Source organism: Christensenella intestinihominis (genome assembly GCF_001678845.1).
In the GTDB taxonomy this organism is placed as follows: domain Bacteria; phylum Bacillota; class Clostridia; order Christensenellales; family Christensenellaceae; genus Christensenella; species Christensenella intestinihominis.
Window position 1 is genome coordinate 1 of sequence record NZ_MAIQ01000017.1, and the last position, 20,441, is coordinate 20,441.

At 52.4% G+C, this 20,441-nt stretch carries 20 protein-coding genes and 1 pseudogene; 1 reads left to right on the forward strand and 20 read right to left on the reverse strand.

Annotated elements, in window-relative coordinates; all coding sequences use genetic code 11:
* Positions 1-184 precede the first annotated feature (184 nt).
* The 4 genes from BBD38_RS13735 to BBD38_RS13750 form a co-directional block, all read right to left on the reverse strand.
* A complete protein-coding gene (locus tag BBD38_RS13735; RefSeq protein ID WP_066689213.1) occupies positions 185-1,828 on the reverse strand; it encodes a VanW family protein in 1,644 nt (547 codons plus the stop codon).
* Between the two features lie 212 nt (positions 1,829-2,040).
* Positions 2,041-3,969 carry a VanW family protein gene (locus tag BBD38_RS15050; protein WP_066689215.1) on the reverse strand — a complete coding sequence of 643 codons (1,929 nt, stop codon included), beginning with the start codon at positions 3,967-3,969 and terminating at the stop codon, positions 2,041-2,043.
* 29 nt (positions 3,970-3,998) lie between these two features.
* A complete protein-coding gene (locus BBD38_RS13745; protein ID WP_066689220.1) occupies positions 3,999-4,391 on the reverse strand; it encodes a secondary thiamine-phosphate synthase enzyme YjbQ in 393 nt (130 codons plus the stop codon).
* Positions 4,388-5,029, reverse strand: coding sequence for a redox-sensing transcriptional repressor Rex (locus BBD38_RS13750; RefSeq protein ID WP_066689221.1), 642 nt, complete (start codon positions 5,027-5,029; stop codon positions 4,388-4,390). The genes BBD38_RS13745 and BBD38_RS13750 overlap by 4 nt, the downstream gene beginning before the upstream one ends.
* 204 nt (positions 5,030-5,233) lie before the next feature.
* On the opposite strand from BBD38_RS13750, the gene BBD38_RS13755 reads away from it, so the two are divergent.
* Positions 5,234-6,016, forward strand: coding sequence for a prepilin-type N-terminal cleavage/methylation domain-containing protein (locus BBD38_RS13755; protein ID WP_066689222.1), 783 nt, complete (start codon positions 5,234-5,236; stop codon positions 6,014-6,016).
* A gap of 196 nt (positions 6,017-6,212) precedes the next feature.
* Here BBD38_RS13755 and BBD38_RS14870 read toward each other — a convergent pair whose 3' ends face one another.
* The 16 genes and pseudogenes from BBD38_RS14870 to BBD38_RS13840 all read right to left on the reverse strand — a co-directional run bounded on the left by BBD38_RS14870 (position 6,213) and on the right by BBD38_RS13840 (position 20,065).
* Positions 6,213-6,749, reverse strand: a complete 537-nt coding sequence (locus BBD38_RS14870) for a DUF4190 domain-containing protein (RefSeq protein ID WP_066689224.1) — start codon at positions 6,747-6,749, stop codon at positions 6,213-6,215.
* 20 nt (positions 6,750-6,769) lie between these two features.
* Positions 6,770-7,291: a DUF4190 domain-containing protein gene (locus BBD38_RS14875; protein WP_066689226.1), complete on the reverse strand. Its 522-nt coding sequence runs from the start codon at positions 7,289-7,291 to the stop codon at positions 6,770-6,772.
* A gap of 336 nt (positions 7,292-7,627) precedes the next feature.
* Positions 7,628-8,584, reverse strand: a complete 957-nt coding sequence (locus BBD38_RS13775; RefSeq protein ID WP_235829143.1) for an AEC family transporter — start codon at positions 8,582-8,584, stop codon at positions 7,628-7,630.
* Between the two features lie 112 nt (positions 8,585-8,696).
* On the reverse strand, positions 8,697-9,395 hold the full coding sequence (locus tag BBD38_RS13780; RefSeq protein WP_066689234.1) for a flavodoxin family protein: 699 nt from the start codon (positions 9,393-9,395) through the stop codon (positions 8,697-8,699).
* Positions 9,392-9,910, reverse strand: coding sequence for a helix-turn-helix domain-containing protein (locus tag BBD38_RS13785; protein WP_066689236.1), 519 nt, complete (start codon positions 9,908-9,910; stop codon positions 9,392-9,394). Before BBD38_RS13785 ends, BBD38_RS13780 begins: the two co-directional genes overlap by 4 nt.
* 228 nt (positions 9,911-10,138) lie before the next feature.
* A complete protein-coding gene (locus tag BBD38_RS13795) occupies positions 10,139-10,483 on the reverse strand; it encodes a cupin domain-containing protein (RefSeq protein ID WP_066689240.1) in 345 nt (114 codons plus the stop codon).
* On the reverse strand, positions 10,480-11,139 hold the full coding sequence (deoC, locus tag BBD38_RS13800) for a deoxyribose-phosphate aldolase (RefSeq protein WP_066689244.1): 660 nt from the start codon (positions 11,137-11,139) through the stop codon (positions 10,480-10,482). The genes BBD38_RS13795 and deoC overlap by 4 nt, the downstream gene beginning before the upstream one ends.
* Before the next feature lie 15 nt (positions 11,140-11,154).
* Positions 11,155-12,069, reverse strand: a complete 915-nt coding sequence (gene rbsK / locus BBD38_RS13805) for a ribokinase (protein WP_066689246.1) — start codon at positions 12,067-12,069, stop codon at positions 11,155-11,157.
* 20 nt (positions 12,070-12,089) lie between these two features.
* Entirely contained in the window at positions 12,090-13,616 is a 1,527-nt protein-coding gene (gene xylB, locus BBD38_RS13810) for a xylulokinase (RefSeq protein ID WP_066689247.1), read from the reverse strand.
* A gap of 85 nt (positions 13,617-13,701) precedes the next feature.
* Positions 13,702-14,661: an ABC transporter permease gene (locus tag BBD38_RS13815; RefSeq protein ID WP_066689249.1), complete on the reverse strand. Its 960-nt coding sequence runs from the start codon at positions 14,659-14,661 to the stop codon at positions 13,702-13,704.
* Between the two features lie 17 nt (positions 14,662-14,678).
* Complete coding sequence (locus BBD38_RS13820) at positions 14,679-16,184, reverse strand: sugar ABC transporter ATP-binding protein (RefSeq protein WP_066689251.1); 1,506 nt, start codon at positions 16,182-16,184, stop codon at positions 14,679-14,681.
* A gap of 95 nt (positions 16,185-16,279) precedes the next feature.
* Complete coding sequence (locus tag BBD38_RS13825; RefSeq protein ID WP_066689252.1) at positions 16,280-17,371, reverse strand: ABC transporter substrate-binding protein; 1,092 nt, start codon at positions 17,369-17,371, stop codon at positions 16,280-16,282.
* 176 nt (positions 17,372-17,547) lie between these two features.
* Positions 17,548-18,414, reverse strand: a complete 867-nt coding sequence (locus BBD38_RS13830) for a substrate-binding domain-containing protein (protein WP_235829144.1) — start codon at positions 18,412-18,414, stop codon at positions 17,548-17,550.
* A 33-nt stretch (positions 18,415-18,447) separates the two neighbouring features.
* Positions 18,448-18,621 (reverse strand): annotated as a pseudogene (locus BBD38_RS15240) (LacI family DNA-binding transcriptional regulator); the annotation flags it as partial.
* Between the two features lie 222 nt (positions 18,622-18,843).
* The gene (locus tag BBD38_RS14410; RefSeq protein WP_082989705.1) at positions 18,844-19,356 is read right to left on the reverse strand and encodes a tail fiber domain-containing protein; all 513 of its coding nucleotides are present in this window, start codon (positions 19,354-19,356) and stop codon (positions 18,844-18,846) included.
* Complete coding sequence (locus BBD38_RS13840; RefSeq protein WP_172807853.1) at positions 19,265-20,065, reverse strand: hypothetical protein; 801 nt, start codon at positions 20,063-20,065, stop codon at positions 19,265-19,267. The genes BBD38_RS14410 and BBD38_RS13840 overlap by 92 nt, the downstream gene beginning before the upstream one ends.
* Positions 20,066-20,441 lie beyond the last annotated feature (376 nt).

Here is a 20,441-nt window from a genome sequence, read left to right on the forward strand (position 1 = left end):
TACATGCGGTTTCGTTCTTTCAAACTTACCCTTTGCCATTGCTTTTTTCTCCTCCCGAAAAATCTTTTTGTTGAATGAAGTTTCCACCTCAAATTAGATTTCAATTGACCTAATACGCTATATTACACTATTTTAAGGTCTGCGCGGCCTTTTGTCAAGCAAATTACCCGCCCCGGGCGCGGCTTTATCCCGCTTCCGGTATATCGCCCTGCTCCGGTTCCGGATCGACCGTTTCGGTTGGCTTTGCAGACGGTTCCGCCGACTGGCTGGGTTTGGCGCTCGGCTCCGTACTGGGCTCCGGGCTTGGCTGCGGATTGTTGGCCGCTTCCTCCGCCGCCTTCAGCTCCGCCGCCTGCGCCTGCACATCCTCGAGGGACGTCCCTTCGGCCGGGAGCGGAATTCCGCTGCCAAGCTCCGCCACCGGGGCAATGGCATGGTAGGTGGAGGTGGTCACTTCGTACCAGTCGCCAACCGGTTTATCCGTTTCCTTATTAACCTGCCGTGCATAAATTGTATATTGCTCGTAGGACTGGCCTACCTTCGTGCGCTCTACCTGGTATTTTTCGAGATCGGTGTTCGTCTTGTACTGGATTGCGGGCATGGCTTCCTCGCCCGTAAGCTTCTGGTCGAATTCAAGGTAATAATCCCTGTCTTTCGGCCCCCAGATTTCCACCGTGACCTTGGAATCGGGAATATTGCACTTGATAATCATGACCATATCGGACTCGTACGGATTCTTGACTTTAAAATCCGGCCCGCCCGTGGAGATCGTCGCGTCCATTCCCTTGGGCACGTATTTCGCCATGATGGTGTGCGGCACACGCGCCACAATGTCCATCTCCGCCTTGAGGGCGGCGTTATACATGGTGGACGACACCTGGCAGATGCCGCCGCCCGGCTGGTCCGTATAGGTGCCGTTTTCAATGCCCGGGGCCGCTTTCCAGCCTGCTTCCAGCGTCCGGTCCCCGGCCGTATCGTTAATCGAGAACACCTCGCCCGGTTTAAAGACCGCGCCGTTGAGGACGTCGCTCATCTTCCATACGTTATATTTCCTCGCGTCGCTGCCGCCGACTGTCGTGGTGGCCGAGCCCATGAGCACAAGCTCTCCCTGCGGCGCTTCCGTGCTTCCCTGCAGCACCTCGACCTGCGCCTCGAAGGGGGCGAAGGTCCTCGTTTCAATCTGGTTTTTCGCCGTGGTTTTGATTTCGTCCACATTGACCTTCCAGCCGTCCTTCGGCTCCTGCTTCACGATGGAGCCGCCTGTGGTCAAGTCGTTTTCATCCGAAACCTTGTCGACCGCATAGGAAGCGTCCACCGCTTCCTCTCCCCACGAGGCGCTGTCCGCGTCGATACGGGAATCGAGCTTTGTTTCATCGAACGTATAATCCAGCGAAAAATCCTTCGACTCCGGTTCGCCGAATATCAAATCCCAGCGCTTTCCTTCCCGGCCATAAAGCATCGCCTCTTTCAGCTGGTCTTCATAGCCTACGGAAAGGCCAACCTCCGCAACAGGATAGGAATATTGTTCGCCGTTCACGGTGAATTCAATTTTATTGTCGTTGAGCAGCCCGTCCGCAACGGGTTTCACCTTTGCTTCACCTTCCGCATAGGTAAGGCCGCCAAGCTGGACTCCCTCAACGGAAACCCCTTCTACGAACGTCCCGGTGCCGAGAAGCTCCTGCTGATCTTCGGCCGAAAGCTTTACCTCCGAAAACATGTACGCACAAAAAACAATCGCAATGACCACTGCGGCAACCACCACACCGAACGTCACGACTTTCTTTTTATTCACGACCCTGCGTCCCCGCACAGGTTTGTAGTATTTCATCTGCCAATTCTCCAAACTGCTCTGATCTTGCGATACTTTTCGATAATATTAATATATCGCATCCCCCTGAGATTGTAAACCGATCTTCCCATTATTTAAACAATTTTCATATTTTCGTGTCCCGGGCAAAGGCGCTTTCCGCGAGGCGTCCGGACCGCCGGGGCAAACTAAAAAGCCGCCCCGGAAAGGGCAGCTTTTTGGTAGTTGTTCCTTTACGCGCCCCCGCCGTCCTCCGCGGGAACAGTCGGGGTCTCAGGCGCCTGCGTCGGCTCGGTCGGCGTTTCCGGCACCGGCGCCGGTTCGACAGGCGTTTCCGGCGTTTGCGTCGGTACGGTTGGCGTTTCCGGCGTCTGCGGTGTTTCGGGCGGCGTCTCCGGCGCTCCCGTCCCGCGCCTTACCTTGGCCGGTTTGTTATCGTAGGTCTCAACGCTGAACTTCTCGACCTTTACTTCGTTGCCGTCCGCATCATAATAATGCTTATACGTCTGGTACTTCTTGCCGATATGCTCCTGGATGATTGTCTGCTCCGTACCCTGCGGCAGGCTCGGGTCGTCGATATAATTGACCTTTCCGCCGCCGAAGGTGCCGATCAGCTCCGAGGTGAATTCACGGCGCAGGCCGTCCTCAAACTTCGGGCCGTAAATCTGCATCCGTATCGTTCCCGCCTGCCCGTCGCACTTGGAAATGATATAAATCGGGATATCGTAATTATTTTTGATTTTGAAATCCGGGCTTCCCGTGGAAATCGTCGCATCGAGGCCCCCCGGTACATAGTCAAGCGGCCAGGAGTGATGCGTACGGTCGACCACCTCTACCTCTGCGCGGATGACCGCCCCATATAAGGTGGAGTTCGTCTGGCAGATTCCGCCGCCCGCTTCTTCCTTATATTCGCCGTCCGAAATTCCGGGCGCGCCCTTCCAGCCGCGCGAATAGGTGCGCGGGCCCGCTTCATCGTTGATGGACCATGTTTCGCCCGGCAAAATCTCTATTCCGTTGATAATATCGGCCATCTTCCAAATATTATACCTCCGTCCGAAAGCGGAAGAGGTATATTTTGTTTCAAAATCGCCGATTACGTCGTATTTGTCTTTTATCTGTTCGCCTGTGATCTCCGGCTGCGTCACCTGCGCGTTTGCCGTTACCGGCTCAAAGTTATTCTGCTCGAGCTGGGCATAAACCGCGGCGGCGAGCTCCTGGTCGTTCACCTCAAGGCCGGTTACCGAGTCTTTATAATCGATTTCCACATCCGTAAACAGTTTATCTTCGTCCCGCTGCTTATTGACCACTATGGAAGCGTTCTGTGCGGGGATATTGATCTTCTCGTCGTTTGCCTGGATGGAGGCGAGGATCGTGGCCTCATCGTAGGTAAACGGCATTTCAATCTCCGCCCCCTGCGTTTTTGCGGTTTCGATTGCCTGGCTGCGCTGCGCGAAAGACCCCTCGCGGCCATAAAGCATCGCCGTTTTAAGGGCTTCGTCCACATCCGCCTTCGCGCCAAGCTCGGCGCTGGTGAGCGTGTAAGTGTCTTCATTCACCTTATAGTCGATGGAAACATCCTTTAAGGCTTCGTCTACCCTGGCCTCGACTTCCGGACGCGCTTCGTCTATTGTTTTGCCGGAAAGGTCGACCCCTTCCATGGAAACGCCTTCATAGAAGGTGCCGTCGTCCATGATCTGCCGGAGGTCGTCGCCCGCGAGGCCGCGGCTCTGCCCCAGGAACAGGTAGGCAAGTACGGCTGCCGCCGCTACGGCCGCAATGACCACAATCAGGATCACTTTTTTCTTCGTGCTCCACGGAGTGCGTTCCCGCTCCACCCGCAGCGGTTCTTCCAGCTTATTTTTCCCGAACGTCCGCTGTTCCGAAGGTTCGCCGTCCGTTTCGTAATCCTGCTCCGGCGGAGCTTCGCCCGCTTCCGGTTCAGCGCCCGCCGCCAAAATATCTTCCGTTTCCGGCGCGGCGTCTGCCGCGGACACATCCGCCGCAGGCGCGTTTTCCGGTTCGGTCATGCTTTCCGGCCCGGCATCCCCGCGGTCGGCGCCGCTTTCCATTTCAGGTGCATCCTGCGCGGGCTCTTCCCCGATTTTACGCGCCGTGTGCTTCCTGTTTTCTTCTTCGTTGTTGTTCTCAAATTCCCTGGACATAAATTACCCTTTCGTGGTTTCGGTCAGTTCTATTTAGAAACCGGTGTGATGGTATATTGGCGGTTCCTCGGCCCGTCGAATTCACAGAAATAAATTCCCTGCCAAATCCCGAGGCAAAGCTCTCCGTCCTTTACCGGCACGCTGACGTTGTTGCCGACAAGAATTGTCTTTAAATGCGCAGGGGAATTTCCCTCCGCATGATCGTAGGAAATTTTGGGCGTCAATGCATCGAGGGCGCGGATCATATCCGAACACACGTCCGGATCGGCGTTTTCCGTGATTGTAATCCCCGCCGTCGTATGCGGCGAATGCACCAGCACGATCCCGTCGCGGAGCCCGCTTTTCATGACTTCTTCCCGCACGCTGCGCGTAATATTCACAAAGGCTTCTTTTTTATATGTTTGGAGTTCAACCGTTTTCATATTCCCGTTCCCTTGATCTTCTCTTTCAGTTTATAGGAGAGCACGTAAAGGCTGTCCGAAAGATGCACGTTCTCCACCGCCACGCCGCGCCGGACCGCCACGTCCGCCGGGGCAAAGTTCCAGATTGCTTTGATGCCGAAGCTTACCAGCAGGTCTGCCGACTGCTGCGCATATTCCTTCGGCGTGCAAATGATGGCGATATCAATATTTTTATCCCGGAGGTACGAATCCAGCATGGAAATATTCTGTACCTCGCGCCCTTCGATTTCCGTGCCGACCTTAAACGGGTCGTTATCGAAAATATCCACCACGTTGAAGCCTTCGAGCATAAAATTTTTATACCCCATCAGCGCCTGGCCGATACGCCCTGCGCCGATGATGATGACATTATACCGCTGGTCGAGGCCCAGGATATGGGCGATTTCCTTTTTAAGTTTTTCGACGCTGTATCCATATCCCTGCTGGCCAAAACCGCCGAAGCAGTTGAGGTCCCGGCGAATCTGGGAGGCATTAAGACCCATTTCGAGACTCATCTGCGAAGACGAAATTTTATCAATTCCCTTGCCTTCAAGTTCTTCCAGATACCGGTAATATTTTGGCAAACGGCGAATCACCGCCGGTGAAATCTTTTCGCTCACAGGCGCACCTCCCGTAATTATCTATATAATCTATTTTATTATACTACACACAAACTTCCTTGTGTGGAAAAAATTTGCAATTATTTCACATTTTCATACTTTTAATCCGCCTGAATGTCGATTACCGATTGAGAAAACCGGGAAAAAGTGTTACATTTAAAAAAACAATACGGTTTCGGTCTGGTTTCCGGAAGGAGGAGTGCCATGCGCAGGCGCAAAAACACACAGGGATTTACACTAATCGAGCTTATCATTGTAATTGCCATCCTTGCGGTTTTGGCCGCCCTTTTAATTCCCAGCCTGATCGGCTATATTTCCACGGCCCAGGAAAGTTCCTGCCGTTCCAACCGCGCCACCGCAAAGCGACTTTTGATTTCCGAAACCGCCCTCCACGGGCTGGAGGAAGGGGATGCCGCGCAGTACCTTGCCGGGAGTAACATTTCGCCCGGCGCGATCTGCCCGGCCGGGGGAACGGTTGCTTTTCAAAAAGACGAGGATACGTGGACCGTATCCTGCAGCATCCACGAGGACGGAGACCCGGGCAAAAGCACCGTGGAGGTTATAAACGAGCATATACAGGACCTGATGGATAAGGCGTTTGCCGATTATTTCAAAAGCCGGCCTTCCGCCAAAGAGCTGGATTCCACGGGCACAAATTTCGGCATGGATATCCGTGCCGGGCTGGCGGAGCTGCTGAACATCCCGGCAGACCGGGCCGGGGAATACGACTTCCGCATTTACCACGACACCCTGAACGGGAAAAACGAGTATTATGTCTATGTGTTCGATTCCCTCGAGGGGCATTCTTCCGGCGACAGGATTGCGGCTACCCGCTATGTGTTCCAGACTGACGCAGGCGGGAACCCTGTTTTGGACGAAAATGCGACAACCACGGGAACCGGACAGGTATCGACCAAGCTCGTCGACAACAAGGATGAAATTAAATACCTGAACACCTCCGAGGCTTCCTGGCAGCAGGACCCGTAATGGCGCCGGGCCGGGCGTATGGCGTTTCCTGAGCAACGAAAAACGGATTTACCTTCTTTTGGACCAAGGGTAAATCCGTTTATTTTTCGCTGCCTGTTCCTTCGGCCATAATCCGGCCTTGTCCCGCAACCGAAGGATTCCGAGACTATTGCTTCCCACACGGAATTGCTCCGCAAGGGGGCATTTTCAATCGGGATTAATAATAGTAATCCATCATATTAAGGAAATCATAGCTTGCCGTTGCAAGGCCTACGAACAGGACCGCAAGCATAATCCAAATGATGACCGCGAGCACAATGGCAATAATGCCGCAAATGATACCGGCGGTTGCCATGCCTGTTTGCCCGGCCGGCAATCTCTTTTTGGAAATATTGCCCATCACAATGCCTGCGATGCCAAGGACTATGGCAAGGATCGGCACCCCACACGTCACAATGCCCACGATGCCGCATACCAACGCGCCGATGCTGAGGCCTTTGGCGGTGTTATCCTGGGCCTGTTGATACTGCGGTTGCTGGTACTGCGGCTGTTGGTACTGTGGCTGTTGCTGGTATTGCTGCTGCGGCTGCTGGTAGGGCTGTTGGGGCTGTTGCCCCGCCCCCGCCGGTCCTGCATCCTGCACGGGCTGCGCCGTTCCCTGCGCGCCTGCTTGACGCGCCTCGTTTGGCGCGCCGCAATAAGGGCATCTGTCCACAGTTTCGTCATACTGTTGATGACACTGTTTGCATTCCATCGATCAGTTTCCTTTCGTTATCAATACCAATACCACGGACTTGTTACGGCACTCCAAACCACGCCAACCAATATGGTCATAATGAGGGCGACCACAAGGCCGATGATTCCACATACGAGACCCGCTGTTGCCATGCCGTTCGGTGCTTCCTTCCGTGACAGGATATAGAAAATGATTGCCATTGCATTAATGATGAGCCCGACAAACGGAATCCAGCAAAGAATCAGGCCGATAATCCCGCATACCATCGCCGCAATGGACATTCCCTTTGCCCCCTGTTGCTGCGGCTGCGCATACTGCGGCTGGTACTGCGGCTGCTGGTATTGCGGCTGGGCAGGCTGCTGGTACGGCTGCTGCGGCTGCTGCTGGTACGGCTGTTGCGCCTGCTGCTGGTACGGCTGTTGCGCCTGTTGCTGCGGCTGCTGATATTGCGGCTGCGGTTGCTGCGGCTGAACAGGCTGCTGGGCCTGGGTGGCATTTCCGCAATAAGGGCAGGCGGCCATATTGCCGTCATACTCCTGATGACATTTTTCACAAATCATATTTGATATGCTCCCTTCTTGTATTCCCTTTATTTATAACATATTTACAGTACATTATCAAAGGGATATTCTTAAGATTTTCTGACAAACAGGAGGCGGAATCCTTAATTTGCTTTTTCCTGCAAAAAGGACCGTATTTTATGACAATATGCGCCTTTTACGGTCATATTTCCGGCGGCGGCCCGTTCCCTTGCCGGATACCGTAATTTTGATGCGTAACAGTGTGTACAAAAAAGGGCTGGATTCCGCAAATCCAGCCTTTTGCCATTCGCATCAAAACCATAGTTCGGGGGGCTTCCCCCGCGTTATAAACGGCCGTTTCTTATACGGCGCCGCCTAGCCCGTTACCTGCATGGACATTAAGAGCATCGTGATGACCACGGTGCTGATGATGATGGAAAGGGAATTAATCATACTGGCAAGCGCGACGTTGCCGTTGCAGCGCTCTGTGAATACGGGCGCCATTGCAGCGATCGGCCCGAACACCAGGATTACGAGCACCTGCCGCACTTCGAGCGGGAAAGGAACGCAAAAATAGAGCAGGACTGCAAACGCCGCCGCCATGCCATACCGCCATGCAAGCGTCCTCGCCGCATCCTTCAGGTATTGCTTCTCGAGAACCGGCTCAAACATCATTCCTATCATCAGCATCGCAACGAACGCGTTCGCCGCGCCCACCGTCGAGGACACTGTTACGGCAAATTCCGGCAGTTTGACGTTCGCAAAGGCCAATACCAGCATGATGATATACACGTCAAAGGGAACGGAGGAAAATAAGGTCTTGAGGAATCCGCCGGGCCCGCGTTTTTCCGTTTCGCCCGAAACCGTTTTTGCAAGGGCGTACGTCCCGCCCGTGCACATGATCGAGTTGCCTGCGTCGAACATGCAGGTGGCAACCACCCCATACGACCCGAGGAAGCTTTGCACAAAGGGAAGGGTGAAGCAGCCGATGTTATACCCTGCAAAATTAATCATGGAAAAGGCCTGCATATCCTGTCCGCGCCTGCGCGCCGTCAGATAACCGATCATGGACATAATCAGGTTGCCCCCAAGACCGATAAAGATAAGCCAGAGGAGGGAGGCGTCGAAATCAAACGCGGCAAAGCTTGTAATTACCGCGCCCGGAAGCGTAATATTGAGGGCAATTTTTGAAACGAGCACATAATCCTTCGGTTTGAAAAAACCGATTTTTTTCAGCAGGTAGCCCAACGCAATGATACAGATGAGCCCCAGCGCCTTTAATAATACCTCGAGCATCCGGCCAATACTTCCTTCCCCGCCAGTCATACCCATATATTATATACCTTCGCCGACAGGGGGCGCAATAACCGATATTCCGGTCATGCCCGGCATAGATTTAGGATGAGTGCCGACAAAAATACCCGCAAAAAGCGCGGGCCGGGATTCAGCTTTTCCACGGGCGTTCTTTACCGAGCCATCCCTGTCCGATCCAATATTCCCTGTCTTTCGGAAGATAATCGTTCTTTTTTTGGACGGACCGCATAAGATAAAACATCAGTTTCTGGCTGAAGGAGCCAACCTTCCCCGACCGTACGCGCCGCTGTACCCGTCTTGACAGCGCGCGGACCTGCCGCTTGATTTTCCTCTTTTTCCGTTCCGCCACCTGCTCCCAGTCCATCGCGAACACGTTTACGCCATACCGGTAAACCCTGGGGATGCAAATTCCCGTCAGGCATGCTTTCATTGCCTTGTTTGCGGCCCGCGTGCCCGCGCCGCCCGCAGTGGAGACCACAAGGCCCGTTTTGCGGTACATTTCCGGGTTCGGACGGTGTACCATAAACCGGAAGCCGGTGTGGTCGAGGAAGCATTTCAGCTGCCCGCTCATGCCCAGAACATAAACCGGGCTTTGCAGGATCACGAGGTCCGCCTCGTCGAGCGCGCAAAGTATTTTTTCCACGTCGTCCGCATGCGGGCATGTTTCCTCCCCATTTTCAAAGCACGAAAAACAGCCGAGGCAGGGCTTTGAGAAATCCCGCGGGAGCCAGAACTCCGTCACGTCCCCGCCGAGCTCGTCCAGGAACATTTGTGTGATATACCGCGTGCTTCCGCTGCGCATCGTCCCGTTTACCACTGCGATCTTCATTTCTGTTTCTCCTTTTCATTGATCCCGTCGCCGATTATCCTGCCGAAGATTTTTCCATGCACTCCGCCCCGCACGGAGCCGCCGACAGTTCCATAGACGTTTTTTCCCACATGGCCCGTGACATCCCCTTCAACCGTTCCCCATACGCTGCCTTCCACATTCCCATAAATATTTTTTGCCCGGCCGATCACGCTTCCCTTTACGTCGCCGTAAATATCGCCGTTTACAGAGCCGAAAATTTTCCCGACATCCGCATGGATATCCCGGTTTACCACACCGAAGATATTTCCGTAACAGGCGCGGGGCTTTTGCTTTTCGGGCTTGCTGCCCATAAGCTCGTCCAGCGTAACCCCAAGAGCCGCCGCAAGTGCCGGGAGGAGCGCCGCATCGGGCATGGACAAGCCCTTTTCCCATTTGGAAACCGCCTGGTACGATACATCCATCCGTTCCGCAAGTTTTGCCTGCGTCCAGCCAAGCTCCCGCCTCTTTTTCCTGATGATTTCGCCGACCGTCATTTTGCTCCCGCCTTTCCGTTACTAGGCAAAGTATAAAATGAAACAGGATGGAATGCAATCAAAACGCGGTGGATTTTCTCAACCGCCGGTTGAAAACAGGGCCGCCGCCTTGTTTTAAGCGGCAGCGCCTGCGCGGCAAAAAGAAAACGGCGGGGATATATCGCCCCGCCGTTTTCACAGCATGTTTTGTTATTTGTAGGAGGAAACAAAACCTTCCCTTATACACTTTTACCTGATAATCAGCGCGAGAAACTTCAAGGGGTCGTCCCCATACTGCTTGATGCCGTGCCATTCCCCGTCGTAGGTGATGGATACGTCGCCCGGCTCGAGAATGACTGTCGATCCGTCGTTGTCCGTGTATTCCGCTTTTCCCTCCAGGATATAATAAAGCTCATTATCGCCCTGGTGCTGGTGGTATTTTGCATAGGACGCCACCGGCGCGTCGACGATCACCATTTTCGTAACGGTAGAAAGCTCCCGGTCCTTTACAAGGTTGGTGAGGGTAAACGTCCCTTCCCCGCCCTGCGGGTTATACTCCGGCTCCCGGTCAATCTGCGCATCCCTTTTAATCATTGCTTTTCTCCTTCCACAATCGCAATTCCATTGCTCGTTCCGATGCGGTTGGCGCCGGCATTTATGACCTTCATCGCCGATTCATAATCGCGGATTCCGCCCGCCGCCTTCACGCCTATCTCCGGGCCGACCGTTTTACGCATGAGGGCAACATCCTCCGGGGTGGCGCCGCCCGTGGAAAAGCCTGTGGACGTTTTTACAAAATCGGCGCCCGCCTCTTTTGCCATCCTGCACGCTTCCACCTTTTCCGCGTCCGTCAGCAGGCACGCCTCGATAATGACCTTGACATGCGCCTTGCCCTTTGCCGCTTCCACAACCGCCGCAATGTCTTCCTTGACCGCATCCCATTTATGGTCCTTGGCCTGTCCGATGTTGATAACCATATCCACTTCCTGCGCGCCAAGCTCTACCGCGCGTTTGGTTTCATAGGCTTTTACCTCCGGCGTGACCGCCCCGAGCGGGAAGCCCACCACACAGCACACCATCACATCCGAGCCCGCGAGAAGCTCCGCGCAAATCGGCACGTTCGTAAGGTTCACACATACGCTTGCAAAGTGGTATTTTTTTGCCTCTTCGCACAGTTCCCTGACTTTTCCTTCCGTTGCATCCGGTTTTAAAATTGTATGGTCAATATATGACACCAATGGCTTATCCATAATTTATTCCCTCTTTCACAATATTTTGTCGATTTCCCCACGCATCGGCATGGACGGCGCCGTGCCGAACTTCTGCACCGCGAGCGACGCCAGCGCATTGCCGAATTCAACGGCTTCAAACAGGTTTTTCCCTTCGGAAAGCGCCGTCACGAAACCGCCGTTGAACGCGTCGCCTGCGCCGGTGGTATCAACCGCCTCCACAATGCGTGCGCGGATCATGCGGGATTCGTCCGGCGTGCTGGCAAACACGCCCTGCTTGCCCATGGTGATTACAACCTGCGGAATTCCCCAGCTGTGGAATACATCCGCCGCTTTTTTGGCGTCCGCCGCATCCTCAACGGGTACGCCCGTAAGGGCGGCCGCCTCCACCTCGTTCGGGGTGACAACGTCGGCCCTGCAAATAAATTCACGCGACACCTCCCGCGCCGGTGCGGGATTGAGCACAATCCTCACCCCCGCCGCACGGGCGATATCCATAACGCGGTCAAGCGCGTCCATATTCACCTCAAACTGCACCAGGAGTATCTCTGCCGCTTCAATTGCGGGCCGCAGGACCCCGATATCCGCATCCGTAAAATTCGTACATGCGCCGGGCACCACCACTATCTGGTTTTGCTTCGATACCTGATCCACACAGATCAGCGCGATACCCGTGCCTTTTTCGTCGTCGGTGAGAACATAATCCGTCGAAATATGCTCCTGTGCGTAAAAATCGCGCGCAAGGTCGCCGAATACATCCTTCCCAAGCTTGGTTGCGAGAGTGATGTCTGCGCCCGCGCGGTGCGCGGCAACGGCCTGGTTGCTGCCCTTGCCGCCCGGCCCGATTTTGAACATTTCACCAAACACGGTTTCCCCCGCCCGGGGAAGGTGTTCCGCGGTTCCCGTCAGGTCGGCGACATAGCTCCCGAACATCACGATTTTCTTCTTCATAATCCTTACCCTTTATCGCTTTATTGATTCGCCATCGCGGCAATTTCTTCGTACACGCCGCAAAGCGCGTAATAGGAATGGTCGAAAATTTTGAGCATCTTCTCATACCGCGCGCTGTTTTCAGCGACCGGCCGGAACACGCCGACCGGATATACGAATTTGTCTACCTCGCCAAAGTCCTTTAATTCGCCTACGCCCACGCCCGCACATACCGCCGCGCCGATGGACGTCGCTTCCTCCAGATGGTTGAGTGGTTCCACTTCAATGCCGAAGATGTCCGCAAAAATTTGCAGGCATACATCCGACTTTGCCAGCCCGCCGAGCACGATGATGCTTTTTACATCGATATGCGCGCGCATGATGTCGAGAATCAGCCGCAGGTTCATACCAATTCCTTCCACGACGCTCCTGAGCATATCCGCATGCGTATGCTCCATCGTCAGGCCGATAAACGCGCCCTTGGCGTTCGGATTCCACCGCGGCGACCGTTCGCCGATCAGGTAGGGCAGGTAATAAAGCCCGTTCCCGCCCGCGGGCGAAGCTGCAATTTCGCCGTTAATCAGGTCGTAGATGCTTACGCCCTCCTGCTCTGCGCGTATGGCTTCGCCGCCGCACATCTGTTTTTTCATCCATGCATAGGAATTGCCCGCCGCCTGCATCGTCCCGCAGGGGGCGATCAGCCCCGGAACCGCATGCGCCCAGTTGAAAATACGCATTTCCTCGTCGAAGGCCGGTTTTTTAGTCGTTGTCGCAATCCAGGAGGAGGAACCGAGGCAATTATAGGTAATTCCTTCGGAAACCGAGCCCGCGCCCACCGTAGCCGACGTTCCGTCGCCGGCGCCGATTACAACGGGAATCCCGGGGATAAGCCCGCATTCCTCCGCCGCCTCTTTTCCGAGCTCGCCCACCACATGCGTGGAAGGAACCGCCTCCGGGAAGAGGCCCCCGTCGACGCCGACGGCATCCAATATTTTTTCCGACCACCGGAAGGTGTTCAGGTCGTATGCGTTCGTGCCCGTCGCATCCGAATAGTCGGTGAGGAAACGTCCCGTCATTTTATAGGCAATGTAGTCTTTGGCGTTCAGCACCTTATAGATGTTTTTGTAAACATCCGGTTCGTTGTTTTTGATCCACAGGAGTTTTGCGAGCGTATAGGACGCACTCGGCCTGTGGCCTGTGATGTGATAAAATTCATGGGTGTCGATACGCGCCCGTATAAACTCTTCCTCCGCCACGGCGCGCATATCCGCCCATATGATATGGTCCCGGAGCGGCACGCCGTTTTTGTCGAGGCAAAGGCAGCCCATCATCTGTCCGGAAAACGAGATGGCCGTGACGCTCTTTGCGTCGATTCCCTGCATCAATTCCTTTGTGGACAGGCAGACCGCTTTCCACCAGTCATCCGGGTTTTGCTCCGCCCAATTTGCGTTGAAAAAATTTGTGTCATAGCTGGCGACCTTACTTTTTACATGTTCACCGTCCGTGGTAAACAATGTAGCTTTATTTCCGGATGTACCCAGGTCGTGCGCGATCAAATACTTTGGCATATCGATATCCTCATTCTTTTCTGATGTTTACTATACTGATTCATATAATATAGTTTTATATATTACTCTTTTTTCTATATTTATACTACTTTTTCTTCGCCTTATCAATCAATACCGCAACAATAATGAGCGACCCGATGCAAATTTCCAGGATGAATGAGTTTACCCCGAGGAGATTGCCGCCGTTCCGGAGCGTCTGCATGATAAGGGCGCCGATTACCGTGCCCACGATGCTGCCTTCACCGCCTGACAGGCTCGCGCCGCCGACAACGGAAGCCGCGATTGCGTCGAGCTCATAGCCGTCGCCGCCCTTCGGCAGGCCGTTTCCTACGCGGGACGCAAGCATGATGCCCGCAACCGCAGAACACAGCGCGCTCACAAGGTAAATCCCGTAGATGTTGAGCCGGATATTGACGCCCGAAAGGCGCGTTGCCTCTTCGTTGCTGCCGATGGAATATACGTTCCGGCCAAACACCGTAAACTTCAGGATCAGCAGCGCAATAATAATGGCGACAATCCAGATGATTGCCAGCGCCGGAATTCCAAGGATCGTCGAGGTGGCAAAATTGATGAAGTCGTCCGGCATACCGGAAATCATACGCGCGTCGGTAATCAGCATGATCACGCCGCGTACAATGGTCATCGTACCAAGGGTCGCAATGAACGGAGGCACCTTGCCGTCATGGACGAGCACGCCGTTCGCAACGCCTATCCCGCAGCTTGCCAAAACCGCCACGAGGACAGACGGCGCAATGCCCCAGCCGCCAACCATCAGCATGGAGGCGAGAATCCCCGAAAAACCAACGATCGCGCCAACCGAAAGGTCAATGCCGCTTGAAATAATTACAAATGTCATACCAATTGCAACGACGCCATTGATCGAGGTTTGTTTCATGAGGTTCGACATGTTATCCCACGTCATGAATTTATTCGACGCGATTGACAGAACGATAAACATCGCAATGAGAATGATGAGGATCATCATTTCCCCCGGCAATGCGCGTTTTTTCTTTTCAATAGGATTGATAGCTGTTTCTTTATTCATAATCCCTACTCCTTTTCTTATACCATGCCGGATGCAAGACGCAGGATGCGCTCTTCGTCCAGTCTGCCGTCAACCATAAACTCGCTGCGGTCAATGGTTGCCATCTGCTTCCCTTCCGATATTACCATCAGCCGGTCCGCAAGGCCCATGACCTCCGGGAGGTAGGACGAAATCAGCACAATTGCTTTACCCTGTTCGAGGAGCTGCTCAAACAGGCGGTAGATTTCCACCTTTGCGCCGACATCGACGCCCACCGTGCATTCGTCAAAGATAAATATTTCACTGTCTGCGCATAACCACTTTGCAATTACAACCTTCTGCTGGTTGCCGCCCGAGAGGTTCTGCACCTTTTGCTTGATGGACGGTGTTTTGATACGGATTTGATCTTTATAATATTCGGCACGTTCTTTCTCTCTGTTAACATTGATTACTCCGGCCTTCGAGATTTTTGAATACGAAGCCAGATTGGTATTCACTTCAATGGAAAGCCCCATTGAAAGTCCTTGCGTTTTCCGGTCTTCCGGCAGCAGGGCGACGCCGCTGTCGATCCCTTGTTTCGGCGACTTGTTGTGAACCTCTTTCCCGAGCACCTTAACCTCGCCCGAGTCATACGGGTCCGCGCCAAATACGCCGCGCATAATCTCGGTGCGCCCCGAACCGACCAGCCCGAACATGCCCAGGATTTCGCCGCGGCGCACCTCAAGGCTGATATCTTCATATACGCCTTTGTGGGTAAGCCCGTTTACCTCAAGCACCGTTTCGCCGGGTTCAAAGTGCTTGATCGAGTACATATCGCCCACATCCCGGCCAACCATCATGCGCACGAGGTCGTCTTTGTTGGTATCCGCAACGTTGACCGTTTCCACCAGCGCGCCGTCCTTTAATACCGTTACCCTGTTGCCAAGCTCAAAAATTTCTTCAATGCGGTGGGAAATATAAATGATGCCGCATCCATTATCCCGAAGCTTGTTGATCAGCTCGAACAGGACTTCCACCTCTTCATTTGCAAGAAGCGCCGTCGGTTCGTCAAACACGATCACCTTTGCTTTTTCATGCACGATTTTTGCAATCGTCACCATTTCCTGCTGGGCGATGGGAAGGTCTTTGATCCGCTTTTTGGGATCAACCTTAATATCGAGCTCCGTAAGCGTTTTTGATGTTTCGGAGTTGATTTTCTTCCAATCCACAAGGCCCGCCTTTTTGGGCAATTCCCCCAAAAAGAAATTTTCGGCTACGGAAAGGTGCGGCGCAAGCGTGATATCCTGATAAACGGCCCCAAGGCCAAGCTTTTTCGCCTGCTGCGGATTCCTGATCTGTACTTCCTGTCCCTCTACAAAAATCTTCCCCGACGAAGGTTCGTGGACGCCCATAAGCGCTTTAATCAGCGTAGACTTCCCTGCGCCGTTTTCCCCCATCAGCGCATGGACCTCGCCTGCCCTTACGTCAAAATCAACGTCTTCAAGAGCCTTCACGCCCGGAAAAATTTTCGAGATTTTTTCCATTTTTACCAGTACGTTTTCCATAGACTAATCCATCCCTTTCATTCATTTTGCGGCATTCAGCCGGGGGAGGAAACAATCCTCCCCCTTTGAAATACCGAGTTATCAGAGAGTTCTGCTTAGCCTATTTTTTTGATGGTCGGATCGAGCAGTCCTTTGATCTCTTCGTCATCCATGTTGTCCTTCGTTACAACCGTAACGCCGGTATCCACATAGGATTCGAGGGTTTCGCCGGCAATTGCCTTGAGGGCGTCTTCCACGCCTTTATAGCCCATGCCATAGGGGTCCTGGAGAATCAGGGCGTCAACAGCGCCTGTTCCAAGGCCTTTGATCTCTTCCGGGTCGGAGTCGAACGCAACCAGTACGAGGTCGTTTTCCTTGCCTGCTTCCGTGATGGCACGTGCCGAACCGGAACCAACCGTGTTGTTGTCGGCAAAGAAGCCGAGGAGGTCGTCGTTTGCCGAAATCTGGTCGGCAGCCGCATCCATTGCTTTCGTCATGTCGCCGTCTACATATACGGTTTCAATCAGTTCAATATCAGGAGCGATTTCTTTCATCCTGTCGATAAAGCCCTGGTCCCTGTCGGTCAGAACCTGGACGCCCGCCATGTTGCTGATAACGCCAACTTTGCCTTTCAGCTCTTTGCCTTCAGCCTTGAGCTTTTCAACGAGCGTATCTGCCGCCGTTGCGCCGCCCTTTAAGTTGTCTGTTGCAAGAAGGGTGGAAACTTTGTCCGTATTGACTTTATTATCAACCGTGATGACCGGAATACCCTTGGCGACCGCATCTTCAAGTGCCGGAACCGTAGCGTCGGAGCTTGTGGAAGCGATAACGATTGCGTCCGGTTCCCTGGAGATGATTTGTTCCAGGATGGAAACCTGCTGGTCGATATCGGATTCATTCGGAGGTCCGTCCGTCGTTACCTTGACTTTGTCCGGATTTTCAGCCGCATAGTTTGTTGCGCCGATCAGCACATACTGCCAGAAATCGGAGTCTGTCGCTTTAATCAGCACTGCGACGTCTTTGGGTTCGCCGTTATCCGCCGGGGCCTCGGAAGCCGCGCCGTCGTCAGCCGGAGCCTGCGAAGCTTCGCCCGCAGCGGATGACTCGGCCGGAGCCTGCGAGGCCGTGCCGCCTTCTTGTCCGCAGCCAACGAGCGCCACGCTCAGGAGCATAACTGCAACTACCATGATCGCTAACATCTTTTTCATCTTTTTTTCCTCCATTTTGATAGATATATTTTGGCCATATTGATTGGGGGATATGGCCTTTTTTGTTGCAAAAACAATTCTGTTTCTGCAAACTTACTTTTTCGTTGATTTTCGTATGTATTCGTATACATTTTGGAGTGTATACGAATACATTTTTTAGTAAATAAAAAACTTTTTTATTCTGCTTTCAAGTTTTCAATTTGGATGCAAGATTTCCTGATGCAGAGCTGCGTCGGCATCACAATACTCCTTGGCGGAATGTCTTTGCCTTCCTCGCCCTTGCTGATGCGTTCCATCAGAAGTTCGGCGGCAACCCGGCCCATATTTGTGTTCGGCCTTTTGATGACCGTAATCGACGGCTGCAAATGGGCCGCAAATGGAAAATCGTCAAACCCCACAAGCGACACTTCCTCCGGAATGCTGACTTTATAATCAACCAGCGCTTTGTATGCGCCCATTGTGGTCAGGTTATTTCCGCCGATCATAGCCGTTGGCCGGTTCTTCAATTGTAAAAGTTTCTGTACTGCATGATATCCGCCCTCTTCCGTAAAAAGTCCTGGGATCAGGTACTCCTCTTTGACTTGGACTCCATTTTTTTCCATTGCCTTCCGGAATCCGTTCAGGCGTTCAACACCGGGCGTCAGGTCCTGCGGGCCATAGATCATTGCAATATCCGTATGCCCGAGGGACACAAGGTAGTCTACAATCTGGCCTACCCCGCCCATATTATCAATCATCAGGTAGTCGTTTTTCTGTACCCCGGTGGACTTCCTGTCGATCATGACGACGGGAATGCCCATGTTGCGGAAAACATCGATATATTCATTGTCCGAATCGACAAATACCGCCAGCAAACCTGCAACGCGGTAACGCAGCAATGTTTCGAGCGCTTTTTTCTCTTTTTCAGGGTCGTCCGCCGCATTTTCAAAGATAATGTCATAACCTTGCTTGAAGCACATCTCCTGGAACCCGGAAAGCATTGCGATAAAGAAAGGATTCTTGATATCGGGAACCAAATAGCCTATGGTTTTGGTATTCGCCATACGCAAATTGCGCGCCATGGCATTCTGTACATAACCATTTTCCTTGATTACCTGTAATACTTTTTTCGCTGTTTTCGGAGAAACTTTTTTGTCCTTGTTGATGACTCTTGAAACTGTGGCAGAAGATACACCCGCCAGTTTAGCGATATCTCTTTGATTCAATCTTCCGCACCAATTGTATTCGTATACATTTTCCTTATGGCTCAATCATAGCGGCTCTTTTTTTATTTGTCAACACCTTTTTCATGAAAAATGTAAATTGAGAAAAAAAATGACTTTTTTTATCCTGCCTTTTTATTACAAAATAAAAAAATCTCCTGATTTTCAGATACAGAAGCATCTTTAAATCAGGAGATTTTTTGTTTTCAGGAATTCGGGTTTCTCGCCTTTATCTCATAAGCATTCCAATTTCTTATACACCATGTCATATTACACATCCAACCCGTCAATTTCTTCCTGTGTCAAAATGCCTTTTGAAATAAGCAGGGCGGAAAGCGCTTCGCATTTTTTCGCTTTTGTTTCCAATTCCGCGATTCTCTTTTCCTGCTCTTGCGCCAATCCGATCAGATACGGTGTGAATTTGCTGTAATCCACCGCATCCGGCCTGCCTTCACGATCATAATTCACAGGTGCCGTTAGTCCTATTGCGTGAAGCTGCTCCGCAATAACGCCCGTTTCCACCTTCCCCTCCTGATCGCTCTTGTACATAAATCGTTTTACCGCAACGCGCAGGACTTTATGTAGTTCTTCATCGTCAATATCTACAATGTTTTTTTTGTATCGCTTAGATGACTGTTGATTGAATGCGCTTGCTCTTACGGGACGCCATGCGCCAGTAGTATCCGCTACATCAAACGATGTACAATACGCACGAATATATCCACGCGTTTCTCCAAGAGAAAAGATACGCAGAAGAATCTTTTGTATAATATTTGTTCGCAATAACGTTCGTTGGTGTTGTTATTCCTCCAGTTGCCGTGATCGCCCCTCCAGCAGTTATTGCGCCCGTGGTCGATGCTGACGCTCCTGTAATCGCACCGCTTACAGACATTTTTGCTCCCGTAATTGTACCGTTTGACGATATATTTCCATTTGACGATATATTTCCGTAAAATGAAGCCGAACGCCCGGTATTAATCTCAACTGCAGTTGCCAGATGGGCTCCGTCCGGCTTCAACTGCGCTATTCGGAATGAACCTGATGAACTGTTGCTATCTATATACCATCCGCCTACAGCGCCTGTCGGCGCATTTTGCATCATACGCAGATGTGTATTATCCTGAATAATCCATAATTTTCCGTTTAATTTTTGGTGTCCGCTGGCCTGCAAATAGTTCTCCGGAAATTTTCCTCCAAGCTTTTCCGCGTCAATACCTGCGTTTTGAAGCTTCCGGGTGATTTCTGTAATATTTCCATTTTCGAGCTTCACAACCGCGAGTTCCTGTTCATAAATTTTCCCGGTGCCGTTAATATCCTCCTGCGTCAATTGCGGGAAATTCGCAGTCGTCGAATAGACGATCTCCGTCGCCCATTGCGCACATTCTTCCTGCGTATTGGCATTATTGAGGTCAATTTTGGATTTAAGCTGGGCATAACCGTTTTGCAAGGGTTCTTCCAGCGGAAAAACCGTTTTGCCATCTACCCAGATCATGCGTCCGCACATCGTAAACAGCCCCGACGCAATTTCAATTTCTGTGCTCGTCGACGTTATTTCACATCCCCACAGGATGCCGTCATGCGGATAAATATTCCGGTATACGCCTCCGTCGTCCTTTGCCCTTGCAATCTGTTCGTCAAATGTAATTGGTCTGATCATGTTTTTTCTCCTTTACTAAATTAATTTTTTAAACGGATATGTAGTGCGCAATTCGCCGCACTCATATTCCGTAAGTCCGCTGTCTTTTTTTACCCGGACCGCCGCGATATAGCTGTCAAACAAATTCCCGTCAAGCGCAATGGTTACCCGGTCATAAAAATCATAACTGCGCGTTCAACGCGCAGTTTGCACTAACCCTGTAAGGGTATTT

Excerpts from the sequence above, each read along its gene's own strand:
- xylB (WP_066689247.1), bottom strand. The coding sequence starts at position 13,616 with ATGCCAAAGTATTTGATCGCGCACGACCTGGGTACATCCGGAAATAAA.
- BBD38_RS14870 (WP_066689224.1), bottom strand. The coding sequence starts at position 6,749 with ATGGAATGCAAACAGTGTCATCAACAGTATGACGAAACTGTGGACAGA.
- BBD38_RS13840 (WP_172807853.1), bottom strand. The coding sequence starts at position 20,065 with ATGATCTGGGTAGATGGCAAAACGGTTTTTCCGCTGGAAGAACCCTTG.
- BBD38_RS15050 (WP_066689215.1), bottom strand. The coding sequence starts at position 3,969 with ATGTCCAGGGAATTTGAGAACAACAACGAAGAAGAAAACAGGAAGCAC.
- BBD38_RS13755 (WP_066689222.1), top strand. The coding sequence starts at position 5,234 with ATGCGCAGGCGCAAAAACACACAGGGATTTACACTAATCGAGCTTATC.
- BBD38_RS13815 (WP_066689249.1), bottom strand. The coding sequence starts at position 14,661 with ATGAATAAAGAAACAGCTATCAATCCTATTGAAAAGAAAAAACGCGCA.
- BBD38_RS13785 (WP_066689236.1), bottom strand. The coding sequence starts at position 9,910 with ATGACGGTCGGCGAAATCATCAGGAAAAAGAGGCGGGAGCTTGGCTGG.
- BBD38_RS13775 (WP_235829143.1), bottom strand. The coding sequence starts at position 8,584 with ATGGGTATGACTGGCGGGGAAGGAAGTATTGGCCGGATGCTCGAGGTA.
- BBD38_RS14875 (WP_066689226.1), bottom strand. The coding sequence starts at position 7,291 with ATGATTTGTGAAAAATGTCATCAGGAGTATGACGGCAATATGGCCGCC.
- BBD38_RS13830 (WP_235829144.1), bottom strand. The coding sequence starts at position 18,414 with ATGGCGAATACCAAAACCATAGGCTATTTGGTTCCCGATATCAAGAAT.
- rbsK (WP_066689246.1), bottom strand. The coding sequence starts at position 12,069 with ATGAAGAAGAAAATCGTGATGTTCGGGAGCTATGTCGCCGACCTGACG.
- BBD38_RS13735 (WP_066689213.1), bottom strand. The coding sequence starts at position 1,828 with ATGAAATACTACAAACCTGTGCGGGGACGCAGGGTCGTGAATAAAAAG.
- BBD38_RS13780 (WP_066689234.1), bottom strand. The coding sequence starts at position 9,395 with ATGAAGATCGCAGTGGTAAACGGGACGATGCGCAGCGGAAGCACGCGG.
- deoC (WP_066689244.1), bottom strand. The coding sequence starts at position 11,139 with ATGGATAAGCCATTGGTGTCATATATTGACCATACAATTTTAAAACCG.
- BBD38_RS13795 (WP_066689240.1), bottom strand. The coding sequence starts at position 10,483 with ATGATTAAAAGGGATGCGCAGATTGACCGGGAGCCGGAGTATAACCCG.
- BBD38_RS13820 (WP_066689251.1), bottom strand. The coding sequence starts at position 16,184 with ATGGAAAACGTACTGGTAAAAATGGAAAAAATCTCGAAAATTTTTCCG.
- BBD38_RS13825 (WP_066689252.1), bottom strand. The coding sequence starts at position 17,371 with ATGAAAAAGATGTTAGCGATCATGGTAGTTGCAGTTATGCTCCTGAGC.
- BBD38_RS13745 (WP_066689220.1), bottom strand. The coding sequence starts at position 4,391 with ATGAAAACGGTTGAACTCCAAACATATAAAAAAGAAGCCTTTGTGAAT.